Below are 16284 nucleotides of genomic sequence, written 5' to 3'. Positions count from 1 at the left end.
CCGCGAGTGTGACGGCTCTGCCGAGGTCGGGGTCTCCCTGGTACCACGGGTGCATTCCCGTCACTCTCCCTCGATCACGTTCTGATGTCGACCACCTGCCCATCGACGTACATGCACCTCGACGCGCGCCCTGGGCGTGCGTCGTTCGGCATGGCCGTCGACGTGAGCGACCGATGCCGAGGACGGCGTCGCGATGAGGGAATCGGATAGGGCGACGCAAGACCGCGTCGTTCAGCGACCGCCCCGCCGCGAAGCGATTCGTGGCGGGGCGTGGTGTTTTCAATACCAGGGAACCAGCGGTGATCCCGATGATGATGATGATGTGGCGAACGATCGAGCGCGAACCGACGCGTGCCTGGCGCGCGTCGGCCGAGTTCGTCGTGGTGTGGGGTGAGTTCGGGACGCTGCGCGTCTCCCGTGAGGTGGGTGCGTGGATCGCCGACGTCACCGGGCGCCGGCTGCGCCCGCGCTGGATCGAGTTTGTCGATTCGGTGGGGTCGCTGATCCGACTGCAGACCGTGGAGATTCAGGGCTTGTACGACTCCACACCGCGTCAGCGGGCGCGTCAGCGAGCACATCTCGCGGCGCTCGAGATCGAAGACGAGACGTGACGCGCGTCGGGCTCGACGTCGGCAGAACCTCAATGCCGGCGCCGAGTCCGGCTCGCGGCAAACGGACAGAGCGGCCCTTGCGTCCTCGCATCGAGCCCCCGAGGTTGGCGAGCCGCTGATCGAACCCGAAGCGACAACACCTCCGGAATGTCGGCAACGCACAGCTCGCTTGCGCACCTCGTCCCGCCGTCGGTCTCCGCGTATCACCGCGCCGAGATCGCGCATGGCCTGCGCCGCGTGTGCGCGAACAGCGAGCTGTACTGGAACGCGATGCCTGACGAGGAGTTCGTCGCCCCCTTCGGGGTCGCGTGGTCGCCGGCCGATCACGTGCGGCACCTCACCGGGACCGTGCGCGCCGTCTCGCAGGGCATGCGCGTGCCCAGGCTCATCCTGCGCGTGGTGTTTGGCTGGTCCCGTGTGGTCTCACGTCCGTACGACCAGCTCGTCTCCATGTACCACGCTCGCCTGCAGGCGGGCGGACAGGCCGGGCGCTTTGCACCGGCTCCCCGGTCGGTGGTCGGCGATCCGGCGCACTACCGTCGGGAGCTGCTGGCGCGCCACCACGCCGAGGTGCACGCCCTCGCCGCGCGCACGATGCGCTGGACCCGTCGCCAGGTGGACAGTGTGCGGCTCCCCCACCCGCTGCTCGGGCGGCTCACGGTACGCGAGATGCTGCTGTTCACGCTGTACCACAACCAGCACCACGTCCTTGTGGTCGCCCGCCGGCGCGGCGAGTACTTCAGCGACGCCACTCCACTCAATGCTTAGCGGCACGTTGCAGCACGGCGTCCACGAGCGCGGCGATCACCTCTCGCCGGTTGCCCTGCACATGCGGCCCGTCGATCCAGAGCTGGTCCTTCGGTGCGCGGGCGGCCGCGTACAGTGCCGCGACGGCGTCGGCTGGCATGCGCTCGTCCTGTCGCGCGTTGATCATCACGAACGGCCGCGGCGCGATGCGCGGCGCCCAGTGCGCGGGATCGAGCTGCCATCCGGACGCAAACGACGTAGCCAGCGCCGCGACGACCTGGCGCATGGGCGCGCGCATGCGCGCACGCAGGTTGTGTTCGATCTGCCTGTACGGCCACGCCGCACCATGCACCGCCCACACGCGCGTCACGCGTTGGTCGAGCGCGCCCACGACGGTCGCGAACGGCGTGCCGAAACTGGCGCCCACCAGCTCCACGTGCGCCGGGTCCACGTCGGGTCGCGAGAGCACGTAATCGATGGCCAGCATCAACGCGGGCGGCGTGTCGAGGATGGCGCGACGCAGCGCTGGCACCACCGGCAGCACGGCCAGTCCCTTCACGCGCACGTCGCCGGCATACGGGTACGACAGGGCACCGACGATGTTGCCGCGCGTGTCGGGAATGAGCTGTGCGGCACGATCGCCCGTGGCGTAGCCCCCGAGGATCAGAAAGACGGGGCGCCGCACCGCGCCATCGTTCGAGCGCGACAGCGGCCGCCGCAGTTGCAGGTCGACCCGGAGGCCGTTGTCACCCAGGAGCCGGACGTGCTCGTTCACGTGTTCGCCCTGCGGTGGTTCCACGACGCGCTCCACGCGCACCGCCGTCTGTCGCCGCGCCAGGAACCCCGGGACCGGATCGCGCGCCAGCCACGCGCTGCACCCTCCAACGAGCAGCAGCACGGCGAGGACGATCCAGCGGATCCGGCGCAGAGCGCAACCTCTCCGAACTAGAAGCGGTCCTTCGGAAAGTCGAGGATCGGGCCCGCGCCCGCCTTCACGCTGGCGGCGAGCGACATGCACGCCGGCATCATGCGCGCAAAGTAATAGCGCGCCAGTGCGAGTTTGGTGTCATAGAAGCTCGCGTCAAACGCGCCGCCTGCCGCTTTGCGCTGCACCGCCACGCGTGCCGCCCGCAGCCACATGTGCCCCAGCGCAACCAACCCGAAGATCCGCAGATATTCGCTCGCGCCGGCGCCGGCCTCATCACCGTTCTGCATGGCGCGCATCCCGAGCGTCATCGTGACCTCCTGCAGCTGTTTGGCCGCGCCGCCCAGCGTTGCGGCGAACTCCGCAACCTCCGGAACCGACCGCGCCTGTTCGATCTCATCGCCAACGATCTTCGCGTACCGCTGCAGCAACCGCCCGCCGCCCTCGGGGAGCTTTCGGCCCACCAGGTCCAGAGCCTGCACGTGGTTCGTCCCCTCGTAGATCATGCCGATCCGCGCGTCGCGCACGAACTGCTCCATGCCGGACTCACGGATGTAGCCGTGCCCACCCAGCGTCTGCAGCCCGATGTTTGTGCACTCAAAGCCGAGGTCGGTGAAGAACGCCTTGATGACCGGTGTGAGCAGCGCGACCACATCAGCGGCCGCTTCGCGCGAGGCCGCGTCGGGGTTGCGCTCCTCCTCATCGAGATGCAGGGAGCAGAACACCGAGAGCGCGCGCGCCCCCTCGATGAATGCGCGCATGAAGAGCAGCCCGCGCCGGATGTCGGCGTGTTCGATGATCGGGTCGGCCGGTCCGGATGGGTTCTTCACGCCGGACAGCGATCGTCCCTGCAGGCGCTCGCGCGCATACGCCACCGCACCGTGATAGCTGGCGTCGGCGAGGCCGAGGCCCTGCAGTCCCACGCCGAGCCGAGCGCCGTTCATCATCGTGAACATGGCCTTGAGGCCCTTGTGCGGCTCGCCGACCAGCCAGCCCTTGGCGCCATCAAAGTTCATCACGCACGTCGCCGAGCCTCTGATGCCCATCTTGTGTTCGATGGAGCCGCAGGTCACGCCGTTCGGTGCGCCCAGTGTCCCATCTGCATGCGGGAGCCGCTTTGGCACGAGAAACATCGAGATGCCCCGCGAGCCCGCCGGCGCGTCCGGTAGGCGCGCGAGCACGAGGTGCACGATGTTCTCCGAAAGGTCGTGCTCTCCCGCCGTGATGAAGATCTTGGTACCACTGATGTGCGCACTGCCGTCATCCATTGGCTCGGCGCGCGTGCGGATCATCCCGAGATCGGTGCCGGCGTGGGCCTCGGTCAGGCACATCGTCGCCGTCCACTCGCCGGTCGCCATCTTCGGGAGGTACCTTGCCTTTAGTTCCTCGGACGCGTGGCGGTGGATCGTCTCGAACGCGCCCTGCGTGAGGCCGGGGTACATTGCCAGCGACAGGTTGGCGCCGCACACCATCTCATCAACGACATAGCGCAGAAACACGGGCAAGCCCTGACCGCCAAAGGCCGGGTCGCAGGACAGGCCGATCCACCCTCCACCTCCGTACTGCCGGAATGCTTCGCCGAACCCCTGCGGTGTGCGCACCACCCCGTTCTCCCAGGTACAGCCCTCAGCGTCGCCGCGCATGTTGAGCGGCGCAAGCAGCGATTCGCAGAGCACGCCGGCCTCCTGCACCACGGAGACGAGCAGGTCAGGCGTGACCTCCTCATAGCCGGGGTACCGCGTCAGCCGTGCGGTATCGAAGACCTCGGTGAGGAGGAAGCGGTAGTCGTCGACTGGAGCGCGATAGGTGGGCACGAGTGGCACCTCGTAGGGTGGAACGGCATCCGGCGCGTTGTATTCATGCACGCGAAGGGTTCGTTCGGAAACTACCGCGTGCTTCATAAGGATGAGTCGGGCGAATCCCCGACCGCCGTCAAGCGTTTCGAGGACCGGCGCATTTCGAGCCACTGCGAGCGACTTCGTCCCCTGAATCTGTCCGGCCGTCGACTCACGGCTGGCGCACTGATCGTGCTGACGGGGTGCGTCCAGTACATCGCCCCGCCCAGCGAAGCCTCGCTGGCGCAACGCTTTGCCGAGGCTGAACGACTCTACGCCGATGCCCGCGACCTGTACTTCAAGGCGGAGGTCACCCAGGCGAGCGGAACCGGACGTGCCGCCAACGGCGTACCGCTCGAAGCGCTGCGCGTGAGCTATGGCGCCCTGCGCGAGCGCGCCCTCGAGCGACTCGAGGCCATCGACGCCAATCGCCTTGGCCCCGTGGACCGCCGCGCCTGGGAGGCGATGCACCGCCAGTTGGGGGCGTCCATCGAGACGGGGTCGTCCGTGCCCTGTGCCGCGACCGACGCCGGAGCCACCACGCTCGACGCGCTCAGCGCGAGTATTGGTGCGTGCTATCGGCAGGCGCAATCGAACGTGGTCGTGCGGGGCGATACCCTGGATCGGCTCACGGTCCTCGCCCGCCTTGCGAACGACACCTCGGCCGTGCGGCGAAGGGAGGCATTTCTCGCGCTGCGGCCGGTTTGGGAGAGCGCGAACGGCACGAATACTCCCGGGCAACGGTGGCGTCGCCTGATCGCGATGAGCGCCGAACGCTGGCGCCTCGACGAGTCTCCGGTGGACGGGGCCGCGACGTCGCTCGGCTTCGAACCCGGTCGGGTCGAGGCGCTGCTCACCGAACTCCTCGACGCGTGGCGCGACCGACAACCCGAGCGAATGGTCGAGCCGTGGGACTGGTGGTTCGTTCACGGCGCCGCCAGCCGCCGACTCCTCGCGCGCCTGCCGCTCGGTGAACTGGAGCGCGTCAACGAAGCCTACTACGCCTCGTTTGGTGCCTCACCGCGGGCGCTGGGCATTGTCTTCGACCTTGCACCGCGCGCGGGCAAGCCCGCGGTCGCGTTCACGCAGTTTGGTGGGCTGCCCCGCGAGGGTCGTGACGGACCGCGTGGCGCCGACCCTCGCGTGTTTGCCACCTATCGCGAGGGCGGATTCGGCAACCTGGTGGAACTGCTGCACGAGACCGGGCACGCCGTCCACATCGCGGCGGTGGCGACGCGGCCCGCGTTTGCCGACTGGCCGGACAGCGATCCGTTCACCGAGGCGCTTGCCGACGTCCCGGCCCTCGAGGCATACGAGCCCGCGTGGCAAGTGAAATTTCTCGGCGACTCGGCGTCGACCGGTGAGTCACTGCGCGAGAAGTACGCCGGCGTGATGATGGACGTGGCGTGGGCCCTGTTCGAACTGCGCATGCACCGCGACCCCGGTCGCGATCCCAACGCCGTGTGGGCCGACATCACCGGACGCTACCTGCAGATTGCGCCGCACACGGAGTGGTCGTGGTGGGCCCTGCGTGGTCAACTGGTCGAGAGCCCTGGCTACATGGTGAACTACGCCCTGGGTGCCATCGTTGCCGCCGACGTGCGCGAGCGCGTGCGTGAGCAGCGCGGCGGATTCATGGCCGGGGCGCCGAAGCTCTACCCATGGCTCGCGGGTCACCTCTACCGCTTTGGCCGCAGTCGCCGATCGCGTGACGTACTCGAGGGCTTCCTTGGGCGGCCACCGGGCGTCGCTGCCCTCCGAAGCGACCTCGCCCGCATCGGACGTTGAGATTCAGGCTGGCGCCAGAGGCCTCGTGGTGCGAAGCTCGGCGCCTTCATCAGAGCGGGGTCTCAATATGAGGCGAGGACGACTGCTGCTGGCGATGGCCGCAATGGTAGCGGGGCAGGCAGGCGCGCAAACCGTGCAGTACACCTCGCCCGCTGGCGTGGCCTACAAGGCCCAAGCCGACAGCGGCCCGATTGCCCGCGCGCGCGAAGCGCTCGCCCGCGAGCCGCGCAATGTGCAGCGGTTCATCGAACTGGGGGTCGCCGAGTCCGGGGCGCGGCAGTTCCGTGAGGCGATCGCCACGTTCACGCGCGGAATCGAGGTCGCCCCCGATCACCCGATGCTGTATCGCTGGCGCGGGCATCGGTACCTGTCGGTGCGCGAGCTCGATCGTGCGCAGGCCGACCTCGGCCGGGCGCTGCAACTCGACAGCATAAACTACGGCGCACTCTACCACCTGGGCATCGTGCGGTTTGCCCAGAGCGACTTTGCTGCAGCGGCCGAGCTGTTCCGTCGGGCACAGCGGCACTATCCCGACGCCGGCGAACTCGCGGGTTCCACCGACTGGCGATGGATGGCGCTCATGCGGGCTGGTCGGCGCAGCGAGGCGGCGGCGATGCTTGCGCAGCGGCCGGATTCGTTGCCGGCCAACAACGCATACGTGGCGCGCCTGCGACTGTACCGTGGTGAGCTGACGCCCGAGCGGGTGATCACGTCTTCCGATACCGCCGACGTGCAGATCGCCACGCTCAACTACGGCCTGGGGAACTGGTACGTCGTGCAGGGAGACACGGCGCGCGCGCTTGGCCATTTCGAGGCCGCGGTGCGTTCCGGAGGCTGGCCGGGGTTTGCATTCATCATGTCCGAGATCGAGCTGCGTCGCCTGCGGCCTCGCTGAGCGGCCGAGCGCGCCGCCGTGGAGGCCTGCGCGTCGCGCGCGGGCCGGGACCACGAGCATGCCGAAAATGCGTAACCCTCGTTCAGTGGTTTCCAGCAGAGATTCCCAGCACTGAAAGTGTAGGCTTCGTGGGTACCGCAGCTGATACCACAACCCACGGAGCGGCGGCGACTGGCTCGTGGACCCGGCTGGGGTCGGAGCATGACGACCGGGGCCGCGAGCCACGACAGCGCCGGACCGGCCGGCGATCACGCCACCTCAGGCGCGCGTGAGCCGAGGTCCGGCGTCGGAGCATCGGGGGCAATCCGCCACGCCAGTACGGTCGTAGACAGGCCGTGCGGCAATTCGGCCGCTCGAACGCCGACCCGTCATGGCTCTCCGCGCATTCATCCTCTGTCTCCCGCTCGCACTTCCGGGCCTGCTCCGCACGCGTGAGCCCGTGGTCGAGTACCGGACGTTCCAGGTGGTGCCGGACACGCTCCGCGTGCCGGTGGGCACCACGGTGCGCTGGGTAAACCGGGACCAGATCGAACACACGGTCACCGGTGGCACGCCCGAGGCACCCGTTGCCGGCTGGAACATCGTCCTCGCCGCCATGGACCGTGTCGGCACGAGGACGTTCGCACGCGCCGGCCGCTACGACTACTTCTGCGATCGGCACCGCTTCATGAAGGGCACCGTCATCGTCACTCCCACTCGTTAGGAGACCCCCCTCAATGTTCCGCACGCTCCCGGTCGCCGTCCTCGGCGCCATCCTCGCCGTGGCTCCCGCGACGAGTCACGCACAGCACACCATGGCCGGCGCGGCCGGATCCACCCTGCGCGCCAACCTCCGCACGCTCTTGCAGGAGCACGCCTTCCTCGCCAGCAACGCTACCGGCGCCGCCCTCGGCGGGCGCAAGGCCGAGTTTGAGGCCGCCGCCGGCGCGCTCGACATGAACTCGGTCGACGTTGCAAAGGCCATCGGGTCCGTGTACGGCGCAGGCGCCGAGCAGGCTTTCCTCGCCCTGTGGCGCAAGCACATCGGCTTCGTCGTCGACTACACGGTGGGCCTGGCCACCAAGGACGCGAAGAAGTCCGAGAAGGCGGTCGGTGATCTGGTGCAGTACACGCAGGACTTTGGCGCCTTCCTCGCCTCGGCGAATCCCAACCTGCCGAAAGACGCCGTGGCCGGCCTCGTGAAGGACCACGTCCTCACGCTCAAGGCGGTCATCGACGCGCAGGCCGCGATGGATGGCAAGGCCACCTTCACCGCGCTCCGGGCCGCCGCGATGCACATGCAGATGATCGCTGATCCGCTCGCCGACGCCATCGCAAAGCAGTTTCCGGCAAAGTTCGCCACGCGCTGAACCGGCGCGTCATCACGACTCGCGAGGGACGGCCAGTCGCCGTCCCTCGCACGCATTCAGGCTATCGCCCTGCCGAGGCAGACGCTCAGCGTGTTGCCCACGTAGGGCGGAAAGGCGTCGACGCGCGTATAGCCCATCTTCGCGTAGAACCGCAGCGCATCGGGCTGACGAACCCCCGTCTCGAGCACGCATCGCGTGAACCCGAGCTCCCTCGCCCAGCGCTCCAGCTCCGCAAGCACACCCGCCGCTGCGCCCGAACCTCGGTGCGTCCGCCGCACGAACATGCGCTTCACCTCCACCGACTCGGCGTCATGCCGGCGAAAGGCGCCACAGCCGACGAGGGACGCATCCGTGCGGGCGATCACCACCGCATCGAGCGAAGCGAGCGCGTTGTGTGGAGTGAACTGGGCCTGGTCAGCGCCGTATCGCTCCAGGAGCTCGGCGTCGAGCTCGGCCGCCAGCGTGCGCAGGTCGGCCGAGTCGGCGGACTCGCGGGTGAACTGCACCCCGCTCGTCAGAAGGTTCCTCCAAGCAGCACGGCGTTGCCGAAGATCGGCAGCAATCCACGGAACAGATCGCGGAAGTTCACGTCGTGCGCGAACGCCACCACCCGTCCGCGTCCCACGTTCTCCGTCCACAACCATGGCGACAGCGCGATGCGCTCGGGCATCTCCGGCCAGAAGTAGCCGGCCAGGCGCACACGCTCCTTCGGCGCGAAACGGATCACGGCTTCGCCGGCCGTCAGGTCGCGCGGGACGGTGTACACGCGGTCGGAGTTGGCGAACACCGGCAGCTCCACATCGCGAATGCCGGCGAGCAACGGCGAGAGTGTGTCGATCGTGGCCCGGGCCAGCACGCCCGGGAGGGATGTCTGGAGCGGAGCACCGCCAGCGCTATCGGCGCGGGTGGTGTCGCGCCGCACGCGGATACGCGCCAGGCGCGTGCTCTCCTGCGCGAGCCAGGCCGACGCGCCGTCGATCGTGATCAGCAGGCCACCGCCGCGCACCCACTCCGCGAGCCTCGTCTTGCCCGCGTCGCCGAGCGCCCGATCGAGGGCCGCGCCCGCCACCGAGGGAACGATCAGTGTGTTGAACCGTTCCAGCCCGCCGCCGGCCACGAACGACGCGTCGACCAGCGTGGTGGGATACCCAAGCCGCTGATCCATGGCATACCAGGTGAAGCCCCACGAGCCGCCGCTCACCGGTGGCCCGCTCAGCAGCGCCACGCGCGGAATGCGGATCGGCTGCACCGAGTTGGAGCCAAGATCCGTCCCCTCGTCAACGCCCGCCGAACGAATCGAAAAGACCGCGGCGCCGGCGGCCGCGGCGTGCCTCGCGACGAGCGCGTGCACCGACGTGTCATTGGCCGCCACACGCACGACGAACGCGCCGTCCGGGAAACGCTTTCCGCCCGTCGTGAACCAGCGCGTGGCGTGCCAGACGCGCACCGAATCCCGGAGCAGCCACGCCAGCATCCGGTTGGAGGCCTCGGAACCAGGCTCGAACGCATACGCGTACTGCGCGCGTGCGGGCACGGTCGCCGCCGGACGCGCGACCGCGGTGAGCTGGGTCGTACCGGCAGGCACGGCCCGGAGGTGCCAGGCGCGCACGCGATACGCAAACGGCAGCGACCACGCGGTCACGTCGTAAAAGCGATCGGGCTGCCCGGTGCGTCGCATCTCCAGCTCCGCCTTGATGAACGCGGAGTCGAGTTCGGCGTCCGGCTCCAGGATCGCCTTGGCCAGGTGGCCCTGCGGCTGGGCAAGGTCGACGACGTACGAACCGGCACGCACACGCGCCGAGGTCACGGCCGTACGCTCGCCGAACGGTGTGGCGTCGCGCAGGTCGGTATCACCGCCCAGGCGAAGCACGTCGATCCCGTTGGCGAGCAGCTTGGCCGCGAGCGAGTCGGCGCGTCCCTGCAGGTCGCGCTCGAACACGATTGCGCGCATCGGGCCAGCGGCGTGCTTCGTGATCGCATCGCGCCGTGACTTGGCATAGTCGCTGACGAGCTCCGTGCGGCGCCGAGCGGCGGTGCGGACCGTCGTCCACTCCGCGGTGTAGTGCTCCCACGCGGCCTGTCGCAGGGTGCGCAGCAGTCCATCGCTTCGTCGAATCGCACCGCCTGACGACGACGCCGACTCAAAGAGCATGCCGATCGAACCCGTCAGCATCGGCCAGCCTTCGCCGTAGCCCGGATAGAACGAGTCGTAGCCCTCGCGGCGGAAGTACGACCACCCATGGCGATCGAACGCCTCGCCATGCGCCGCAGCAAAGATGTCGAACCACTTGAACAGGTGTGCCGGGTTGTTCTTGTTGTCCGGCTCGCGCGGTGGCGCAAAGTAGAACGATGCGCTCGACCCCTGCTCGTGCGCATCGATCGCCACGTGCGGCCACCACGCGAGGAACGACTTCACGCGTCCCTGCGACTCCGGGTGCGACATGATGAACCAGTCGCGGTTGAGGTCGAAGGCGTAGTGACTGGTGCGCGGGCCTGGCCACGATCCCGCATTGTTGAGGGCACCGGGCTCACTCGGCAGCGACATCGCGCTCCACGTGCGCTCGATGTCGTGCGTATGTCGCTCGCGACCGTCCGGGTTTTCACTGGGGTCCATCAGCACGATGGTGCTGTCGAGCGCCATGCGGGTCTCGGCGTCCGTGCCGGCGGCGAGCTGGTAGAAGAGCGCGAGCCCGGCTTCGACGCCCGAGGCCTCGCCCCCGTGCACCGACTGCGCCAGCCACACGATCGACGGGCTCCGCCGGACGGCCGCATCGACCTCCGCGGCCGGCGCCGAGCGCGGGTCGCCGATGCGCCGGGCATCCGCCTGACGCTCGGCGAGGCGCGCCATGTTCGCCTCGGAGGAGATGGTGATGAGCAGCATCTCGCGGCCCTCGAACGTGCGGGCCACCGTGTCGACCTTCACCCGCGCCGTTGCCGCGGCCACGCGCTCGATGTACCGCAGCATCTGCCGGTGCGTGGTGAACCGCTCACCGATGTCGTGGCCGAGCACCGAGCGCGGGGTCGGTACCCGTGGATCGTACGTGGCGCCGGCCTCGGAGTAGGTGTGCTGGCCGCTGGCAGCACCGGGAGCAGCGACAAGGACGGCGGCGAGCGCGAGGTGGACGGGTCGGGTCATGCGCGTAGGGTCGGGAGGGGTCGGCGCGAATCTATAGTGTGGACCGGGAGCGAGTCGCCGGGCCGCTGGAGCGCAACGGGAGCCCGGCATAGGTTCCGCACCACGCGTCCGCACCGCTCGACCACGCTCGCCCACCGCCGCCGCCCATGTACCCGTTCCTGCTGGCCTCACACAATATCGTTAGGTGGCTCATCCTCGCGGCCGGTGTGTACGTCGTGGCGCGCTCGTGGCGCGGATGGATGACGCGCGCCGCCTGGTCCCCGGCCGACGGCCTCGCGCTCCGGATCTTCACCCACGTCGCATCGCTGCAGTTCACCCTCGGTGTGCTGCTCGCCCTCGCGAGTCCGCTCGTGCGAGAGGGGCTGGGCGACATGGGCGCGGCCATGCGCACCGCCGCCGTGCGCCAGATGATCGTGGAGCATCCGCTGGTCATGCTGATCGCGGTGGCGCTCATCCACATCGGAGCCGCGCGAGTCCGGAAGGCGACCAGTGACTCCGGCCGATTTCAGACGGCGACGCTGTGGTGTGGCCTCGCACTCGTGGCGATGCTCGCGTTCACCCCATGGGCGCGCCCGCTGTTTCCCTTCTGAGCCGCGATCACTGGGGCGCGCGCCGGCAATACGCGCTGCCCCGGCAGTACGACGGCACGTAGGTCTCGCTCTCCACGCGCCAGGCGCCGTCGATGCGGCGCCACTTGGCGAAGTAGCGGCCGCCGATGCTGACGCGCCCGTCGGCGTCCGTCCACGAGCCGGCCCACGTCCCCTCCTCGGCGGCCATGTGCCACGGTTCGAAGATGCGCACGCTCCCGGGTGCGCGTCGGTAGGTCACATCGGGGCGCAGCCGGAACTGTTCGGCGAACCGCAGGGCGTTGGCCTCGCGACCCACGATGTGCGTGGAGTTCGAGGACACGACGACCACGTCGGGCGCAAGGATCGCGGCGACACCGGCGGTGTCGTGGCGCGCGATCGCCGCGTTCGACGATTCCCTGAGGCGACGGATTTCGCGCGCGCTCGACCGCGCCTCCGGGGACTGAGCGCCGAGGGGCGCGACCGTCAGCGAGAAGAGCAGGGCAGCGGGGAGCGCGGCCGGGCAGAACATTCGGAGTCGGGAGGTCATACCGGACGATGAAGGGCTCGGGAGGAGCGCGGTAGATTGCGGCATGCGCGCGCTCGTGATCCTGTGGCACCTGGCTCCGCTCACGGCGTCGTTCCTCCGCGACCGGCGCCGCTGGATCTGGTGGGGGCGTGCCGCGACCCGCAGCCCGGCCTTTCATCGGGCACGCGCCACGGCGCTGGTCGCCGCGCTCGCGCGCCTCGGGCCGTCGTTCGTGAAGATGGCGCAGGTGTTCTCGTCGCGCGCCGACCTCATTCCCGAACCCTACGTCAGCGCACTTTCCACGCTCACCGATCAGGTGCCGCCGGTGCCCACGGCGCGCATTCGCGAGGAGATCGAACGCAGCTATGGTCGCCCACCCGAGCAGTTGTTCGAACGGTTCGAGGCCGAGCCGTTGGCCGCGGCTTCGTTGGGACAGGTGCATCGGGCGCGCCACGGCGGGCGCGACGTGGTCATCAAGGTGCTGCGGCCCGGCGTCGAGGCGCTGATCCGCGACGACCTTGCCGTGTTTCGCCCCCTGGTGCGCTGGTTCTCTCGACGGTTCCCGAATCCACACGTGGAGAACGCGCGCGTCGTCATCGAGGAGTTCGCCCACCGCATCTGGGAGGAACTGGACTTCGAACACGAGGCGGCGAACGCGATCGAGATCCGAGCCAACCTGTGCGACAATCCGCGGGTCATCGTGCCCGAGGTCATCGGCAGCCTGACGAGGCGGCGCACGCTGGTGCTCGAGTACATCGAGGGCATCCGGGTGGATCGCCTGCAGCCGCACCCCGGTGACCCGACGCACGACCCCGGTGGCGTCGTGAGTCGCGTGATGGAGCTCTACCTCCAGATGATGCTGGTCGACGGGTTCTTCCACGCCGACCCGCATCCGGGCAACGTGCTTGTGGCCCCCGACGGGCGCGTCGTCCTGCTCGACTTCGGCATGGTGATCCGCGTGCCGCGCGAGATGCGCGCCAACCTCGTCCGCACGGTCTTCGCCGCGATCCGTCGCGATCTCGATGGCATCCTCGACGGCTTCCGGTCGCTCGGCCTCCTCGACGCGCATGTCACAAACGACGAACTGCGCCCGCTCGCCGAACGATTGATGGATATCGCGTATGACCGGTCGACGATGGCCGAGCGCGTGGACCTGCTGGCCCAGGAGGTGCTGGCGTCGCTGTATGACTGGCCGGTGCGCCTGACGAGCGAGATGGTCTACTTCGCGCGGACCGCGGCCCTCATCGAGGGGCTGGGCGTGCGCTACGACCCGGCGTTCAACGCCATCACCTTTGCGACGCCGATCGCGCTGCGCATGCGGGGCCGCATCCTGCGCTCGCTCGACCTGGGCGACGGCTCCTCCCCGATCGACTACCCAACCCTCGTGGGCGCGGTCCTCGGCCGGGCTGCCCGCGGCGTGGCCGACTGGTGGGGCCGGCTCACCGCACCGCGCGTCCCCGAGACTGCGCCCCTGAGCCTCCCGGCGTCGACCAACGGGCACCGCGACCCGCTTCCGTGACGGACCGGTAGGCACGAGTTTGGTGCCTCCTGCGGCACTCCTCTCGCGCCAACGCCCACGATGGCAACTTCCCGACGATCGTTCATCATCAGCGCGGCTGGGCTTGGCGCCGCGTGGCTGGCCACCGACTGGGCCTTGGTCGAAGACGCGCTCGCACACGCCGCGAGGAGCGTCACGCAGCCGCCGCCGGCGTTCACCGCCCTGAGCGCGGCTGAGGCGCGTGACCTCGACGCCATGGCACAGCGCATCGTCCCGACGACGGAAACCCCGGGGGCGAAGGAGGCCGGCGTGATCTTCTTCATCGACAAGGCGCTTGCCACGTTCGACAAGGCCGCGCTCCCCGAGGTACGGCGGGGCCTGGCCGATCTCCGTGCGCGCGCGACGCGCAGGCAGCGCGGTGCCGCGTCGTTCGCCGCGCTGCCCGTGCGCGATCAGGACGCGATTCTCGCTGCGATCGAAAAGACGCCCTTCTTTGAACAGATGCGCACGGCCACGATGGTCGGCATGTTCGGCGACCCGAAGTACGGCGGCAATCGCGACAGGATCGGCTGGAAGATCATCGGCTTCGACCCTCAGCCCGTGCATCGACCGCCGTTCGGCTACTACGACGCGCCGCTGCAGCGTGGAGGGAAGAAGGCATGACGCAGCAGCAAGCCGCGCGCTTTCCCCTCACGACCGAGGTCGACTTCGTGATCGTCGGCTCAGGCGCGGCCGGGGGCATCATGGCCAAGGAGCTCTCGACGCGCGGGCACACGGTGGTGGTGCTCGAACAGGGGCCGCGCATTCATCCCTCGCAGTTCCACCACGACGAATACGCCTACTTCTTCCGCAACGAGATCAACACCAGGCAGCCGATCACCTGGCGGCAGACGCCCACGGAAGTCGCAAAGCCGGGCGGGATCCTCTGGTATGCGCAGATGGTTGGCGGCAGCAGCGTGCACTTCACGGCGAACTTCTGGCGCTTCCGCCCCGTGGATTTCAACGAGCGGAGCCGACTGGGCGCGATTCCCGGCGCGTCGCTGGTCGACTGGCCCATCACGTACCAGGATCTCGAGCCGTACTACACGAAGGTCGACTGGGAGATCGGCGTGAGCGGGGCGCCGGGGCCTAACGATCCGCCGCGGTCCAGGCCCTACCCGGTACCACCTCTGCCGGTGAAGTCCTCCGGTGTGCTCTTCGAGCGCGGGGCGCGGAAGCTCGGTTTCCATCCGTATCCTGCACCGATGGCGATCCTGTCGCAGCCCCACAACGGGCGCGCCGCCTGCCAGAACTGCGGCTTCTGCGAGGGCTTTGGGTGCGAATACGGCGCAAAGAGTTCAACGCTCGCCTCGATGATCCCGATGGCCGAGCGCACGGGCAAGTGCGAGATCCGCGCGCGCGCGTACGTAAGGCAGGTCGAAGTCGACGCCCGTGGGCGGGCGACGGGGGTGGTGTACTTCGACGAAAACCGGCGCGAGCAGCGGCAGCGGGCGAAGGCGGTGATCCTGTGCGCGAACGGCGCCGAGACCCCGCGCCTGCTCCTCATGTCAGCGAGCAACCGCTTCCCCAACGGGCTCGCAAACTCGTCAGGCATGGTGGGCAAGCACCTGATGTTCAACGGTGCCTCGCTCGCGCCGGGCATCTACGAACATCCGCTCAACGAATACAAGGGCGTGCAGGTCACGCGCATCGCGCACGACTGGTACGATTCGGACCCCAAGCGCGGCTTTTATGGAGGCGGGGGAATCGACGCGCGCGGTGACATCAACCTGCCCATCTTCTTCGCGCTCAACGGCGGCAAACCCGGCGTGCGCAACTGGGGCGCCGAGCACAAGCGATTCCTCGAGCACGGCTTCTCGCGCCAGATGGTCATCTTCGGGCACACCACGTCCCTACCGGTGGAAAGCAACAGCGTGAGCCTCGATCCCACGCTCAAGGACGACTGGGGTCTGCCCGCGATCCGCTTCACCTATCGCGATCACGATGACGACCTGAAGATGATGAAGTACCTCCAGGACCGGGCGATGGAGATTCACCAGGCCGCCGGCGCGACGCAGTCGTGGCGGCTCCCGGTCGAGGTCCAGACGGGGACGGCCCACCTGCTCGGTACCTGTCGCATGGGCAACGATCCGCGCACGAGCGTGATTGATAAGTTCCACCGCACTCACGACGTGAAAAATCTGTTCTTGTGCGATGGCTCCAGTCTGGTAACGTCCGGGCGAGGGCAACCCACCATGACGATCATGGCGCTGGCCTTCAGGGCCGGTGAACGCATCGCCGAGTTCGCGAAGCGGGGCGAGATCTGACCTGGGCGCGTGCGGGCGTCGGCGGAACGCGTTCAGCTGGCCCGGTCCGTTCTCTGACACAGATATCGATGGCCACGACCGATGCCGATCACCGGCCCG

At 68.8% G+C, this 16284-nt stretch carries 14 protein-coding genes; 10 read left to right on the top strand and 4 right to left on the bottom strand.

Features of this window, described 5'->3' with window-relative positions; translation table 11 throughout:
• The first annotated feature begins 308 nt into the window (after positions 1 to 308).
• Complete coding sequence (locus tag IT361_09990) at positions 309 to 611, top strand: hypothetical protein (GenBank protein ID MCC6318009.1); 303 nt, start codon at positions 309 to 311, stop codon at positions 609 to 611.
• Positions 612 to 758: 147 nt separating this feature from the next.
• Positions 759 to 1379 (top strand): DinB family protein, encoded by a 621-nt coding sequence (locus tag IT361_09985; protein MCC6318008.1) that lies wholly within the window; start codon positions 759 to 761, stop codon positions 1377 to 1379.
• On the opposite strand, the gene IT361_09980 is transcribed toward IT361_09985, so the two are convergent.
• Positions 1369 to 2256 carry a hypothetical protein gene (locus IT361_09980; protein MCC6318007.1) on the bottom strand — a complete coding sequence of 296 codons (888 nt, stop codon included), beginning with the start codon at positions 2254 to 2256 and terminating at the stop codon, positions 1369 to 1371. The two genes, IT361_09985 and IT361_09980, sit on opposite strands and share 11 nt — an antisense overlap.
• A 47-nt stretch (positions 2257 to 2303) precedes the next feature.
• The gene (locus IT361_09975) at positions 2304 to 4097 is read right to left on the bottom strand and encodes an acyl-CoA dehydrogenase C-terminal domain-containing protein (GenBank protein ID MCC6318006.1); all 1794 of its coding nucleotides are present in this window, start codon (positions 4095 to 4097) and stop codon (positions 2304 to 2306) included.
• Positions 4098 to 4175: 78 nt separating this feature from the next.
• Between IT361_09975 and IT361_09970 the strand changes: the two genes are divergently transcribed.
• The 4 genes from IT361_09970 to IT361_09955 all read left to right on the top strand — a co-directional run bounded on the left by IT361_09970 (position 4176) and on the right by IT361_09955 (position 8150).
• Entirely contained in the window at positions 4176 to 5906 is a 1731-nt protein-coding gene (locus IT361_09970) for a hypothetical protein (protein MCC6318005.1), read from the top strand.
• 67 nt (positions 5907 to 5973) lie between these two features.
• Positions 5974 to 6801, top strand: a complete 828-nt coding sequence (locus tag IT361_09965) for a tetratricopeptide repeat protein (GenBank protein ID MCC6318004.1) — start codon at positions 5974 to 5976, stop codon at positions 6799 to 6801.
• A 370-nt stretch (positions 6802 to 7171) separates the two neighbouring features.
• Positions 7172 to 7504 carry a hypothetical protein gene (locus tag IT361_09960; GenBank protein MCC6318003.1) on the top strand — a complete coding sequence of 111 codons (333 nt, stop codon included), beginning with the start codon at positions 7172 to 7174 and terminating at the stop codon, positions 7502 to 7504.
• 13 nt (positions 7505 to 7517) lie between these two features.
• On the top strand, positions 7518 to 8150 hold the full coding sequence (locus IT361_09955) for a hypothetical protein (GenBank protein MCC6318002.1): 633 nt from the start codon (positions 7518 to 7520) through the stop codon (positions 8148 to 8150).
• Positions 8151 to 8206: 56 nt separating this feature from the next.
• Here the strand turns inward: IT361_09955 and IT361_09950 are convergent, their stop codons facing one another.
• The gene (locus tag IT361_09950; protein ID MCC6318001.1) at positions 8207 to 8794 is read right to left on the bottom strand and encodes a GNAT family N-acetyltransferase; all 588 of its coding nucleotides are present in this window, start codon (positions 8792 to 8794) and stop codon (positions 8207 to 8209) included.
• 2638 nt (positions 8795 to 11432) lie between these two features.
• On the opposite strand from IT361_09950, the gene IT361_09945 reads away from it, so the two are divergent.
• Positions 11433 to 11876 carry a hypothetical protein gene (locus tag IT361_09945; protein MCC6318000.1) on the top strand — a complete coding sequence of 148 codons (444 nt, stop codon included), beginning with the start codon at positions 11433 to 11435 and terminating at the stop codon, positions 11874 to 11876.
• Between the two features lie 7 nt (positions 11877 to 11883).
• Here IT361_09945 and IT361_09940 read toward each other — a convergent pair whose 3' ends face one another.
• Complete coding sequence (locus IT361_09940) at positions 11884 to 12402, bottom strand: nuclear transport factor 2 family protein (GenBank protein ID MCC6317999.1); 519 nt, start codon at positions 12400 to 12402, stop codon at positions 11884 to 11886.
• A 43-nt stretch (positions 12403 to 12445) separates the two neighbouring features.
• Here IT361_09940 and IT361_09935 point away from each other — a divergent pair, with 43 nt between their 5' ends.
• The 3 genes from IT361_09935 to IT361_09925 are packed head-to-tail and all read left to right on the top strand — an operon-like array spanning position 12446 to position 16185.
• Positions 12446 to 13900, top strand: a complete 1455-nt coding sequence (locus tag IT361_09935; protein ID MCC6317998.1) for an AarF/ABC1/UbiB kinase family protein — start codon at positions 12446 to 12448, stop codon at positions 13898 to 13900.
• Between the two features lie 60 nt (positions 13901 to 13960).
• Positions 13961 to 14542, top strand: coding sequence for a gluconate 2-dehydrogenase subunit 3 family protein (locus IT361_09930; protein MCC6317997.1), 582 nt, complete (start codon positions 13961 to 13963; stop codon positions 14540 to 14542).
• Entirely contained in the window at positions 14539 to 16185 is a 1647-nt protein-coding gene (locus tag IT361_09925; protein ID MCC6317996.1) for a GMC family oxidoreductase, read from the top strand. The genes IT361_09930 and IT361_09925 overlap by 4 nt, the downstream gene beginning before the upstream one ends.
• The last annotated feature ends 99 nt before the right edge of the window (positions 16186 to 16284 follow it).

This window comes from Gemmatimonadaceae bacterium (assembly GCA_020846935.1).
In the GTDB taxonomy this organism is placed as follows: Bacteria; Gemmatimonadota; Gemmatimonadetes; order Gemmatimonadales; family Gemmatimonadaceae; genus RBC101.
Note: the sequence above shows the minus strand (reverse complement) of the source record. Positions and strands in the feature narration are given on the sequence as shown.

Excerpts from the sequence above, each read along its gene's own strand:
- IT361_09955 (MCC6318002.1), top strand. The coding sequence starts at position 7,518 with ATGTTCCGCACGCTCCCGGTCGCCGTCCTCGGCGCCATCCTCGCCGTG.
- IT361_09930 (MCC6317997.1), top strand. The coding sequence starts at position 13,961 with ATGGCAACTTCCCGACGATCGTTCATCATCAGCGCGGCTGGGCTTGGC.
- IT361_09965 (MCC6318004.1), top strand. The coding sequence starts at position 5,974 with ATGAGGCGAGGACGACTGCTGCTGGCGATGGCCGCAATGGTAGCGGGG.
- IT361_09925 (MCC6317996.1), top strand. The coding sequence starts at position 14,539 with ATGACGCAGCAGCAAGCCGCGCGCTTTCCCCTCACGACCGAGGTCGAC.
- IT361_09940 (MCC6317999.1), bottom strand. The coding sequence starts at position 12,402 with ATGACCTCCCGACTCCGAATGTTCTGCCCGGCCGCGCTCCCCGCTGCC.
- IT361_09960 (MCC6318003.1), top strand. The coding sequence starts at position 7,172 with ATGGCTCTCCGCGCATTCATCCTCTGTCTCCCGCTCGCACTTCCGGGC.
- IT361_09945 (MCC6318000.1), top strand. The coding sequence starts at position 11,433 with ATGTACCCGTTCCTGCTGGCCTCACACAATATCGTTAGGTGGCTCATC.
- IT361_09950 (MCC6318001.1), bottom strand. The coding sequence starts at position 8,794 with ATGGTTGTGGACGGAGAACGTGGGACGCGGACGGGTGGTGGCGTTCGC.
- IT361_09985 (MCC6318008.1), top strand. The coding sequence starts at position 759 with ATGTCGGCAACGCACAGCTCGCTTGCGCACCTCGTCCCGCCGTCGGTC.
- IT361_09935 (MCC6317998.1), top strand. The coding sequence starts at position 12,446 with ATGCGCGCGCTCGTGATCCTGTGGCACCTGGCTCCGCTCACGGCGTCG.
- IT361_09990 (MCC6318009.1), top strand. The coding sequence starts at position 309 with ATGATGATGATGATGTGGCGAACGATCGAGCGCGAACCGACGCGTGCC.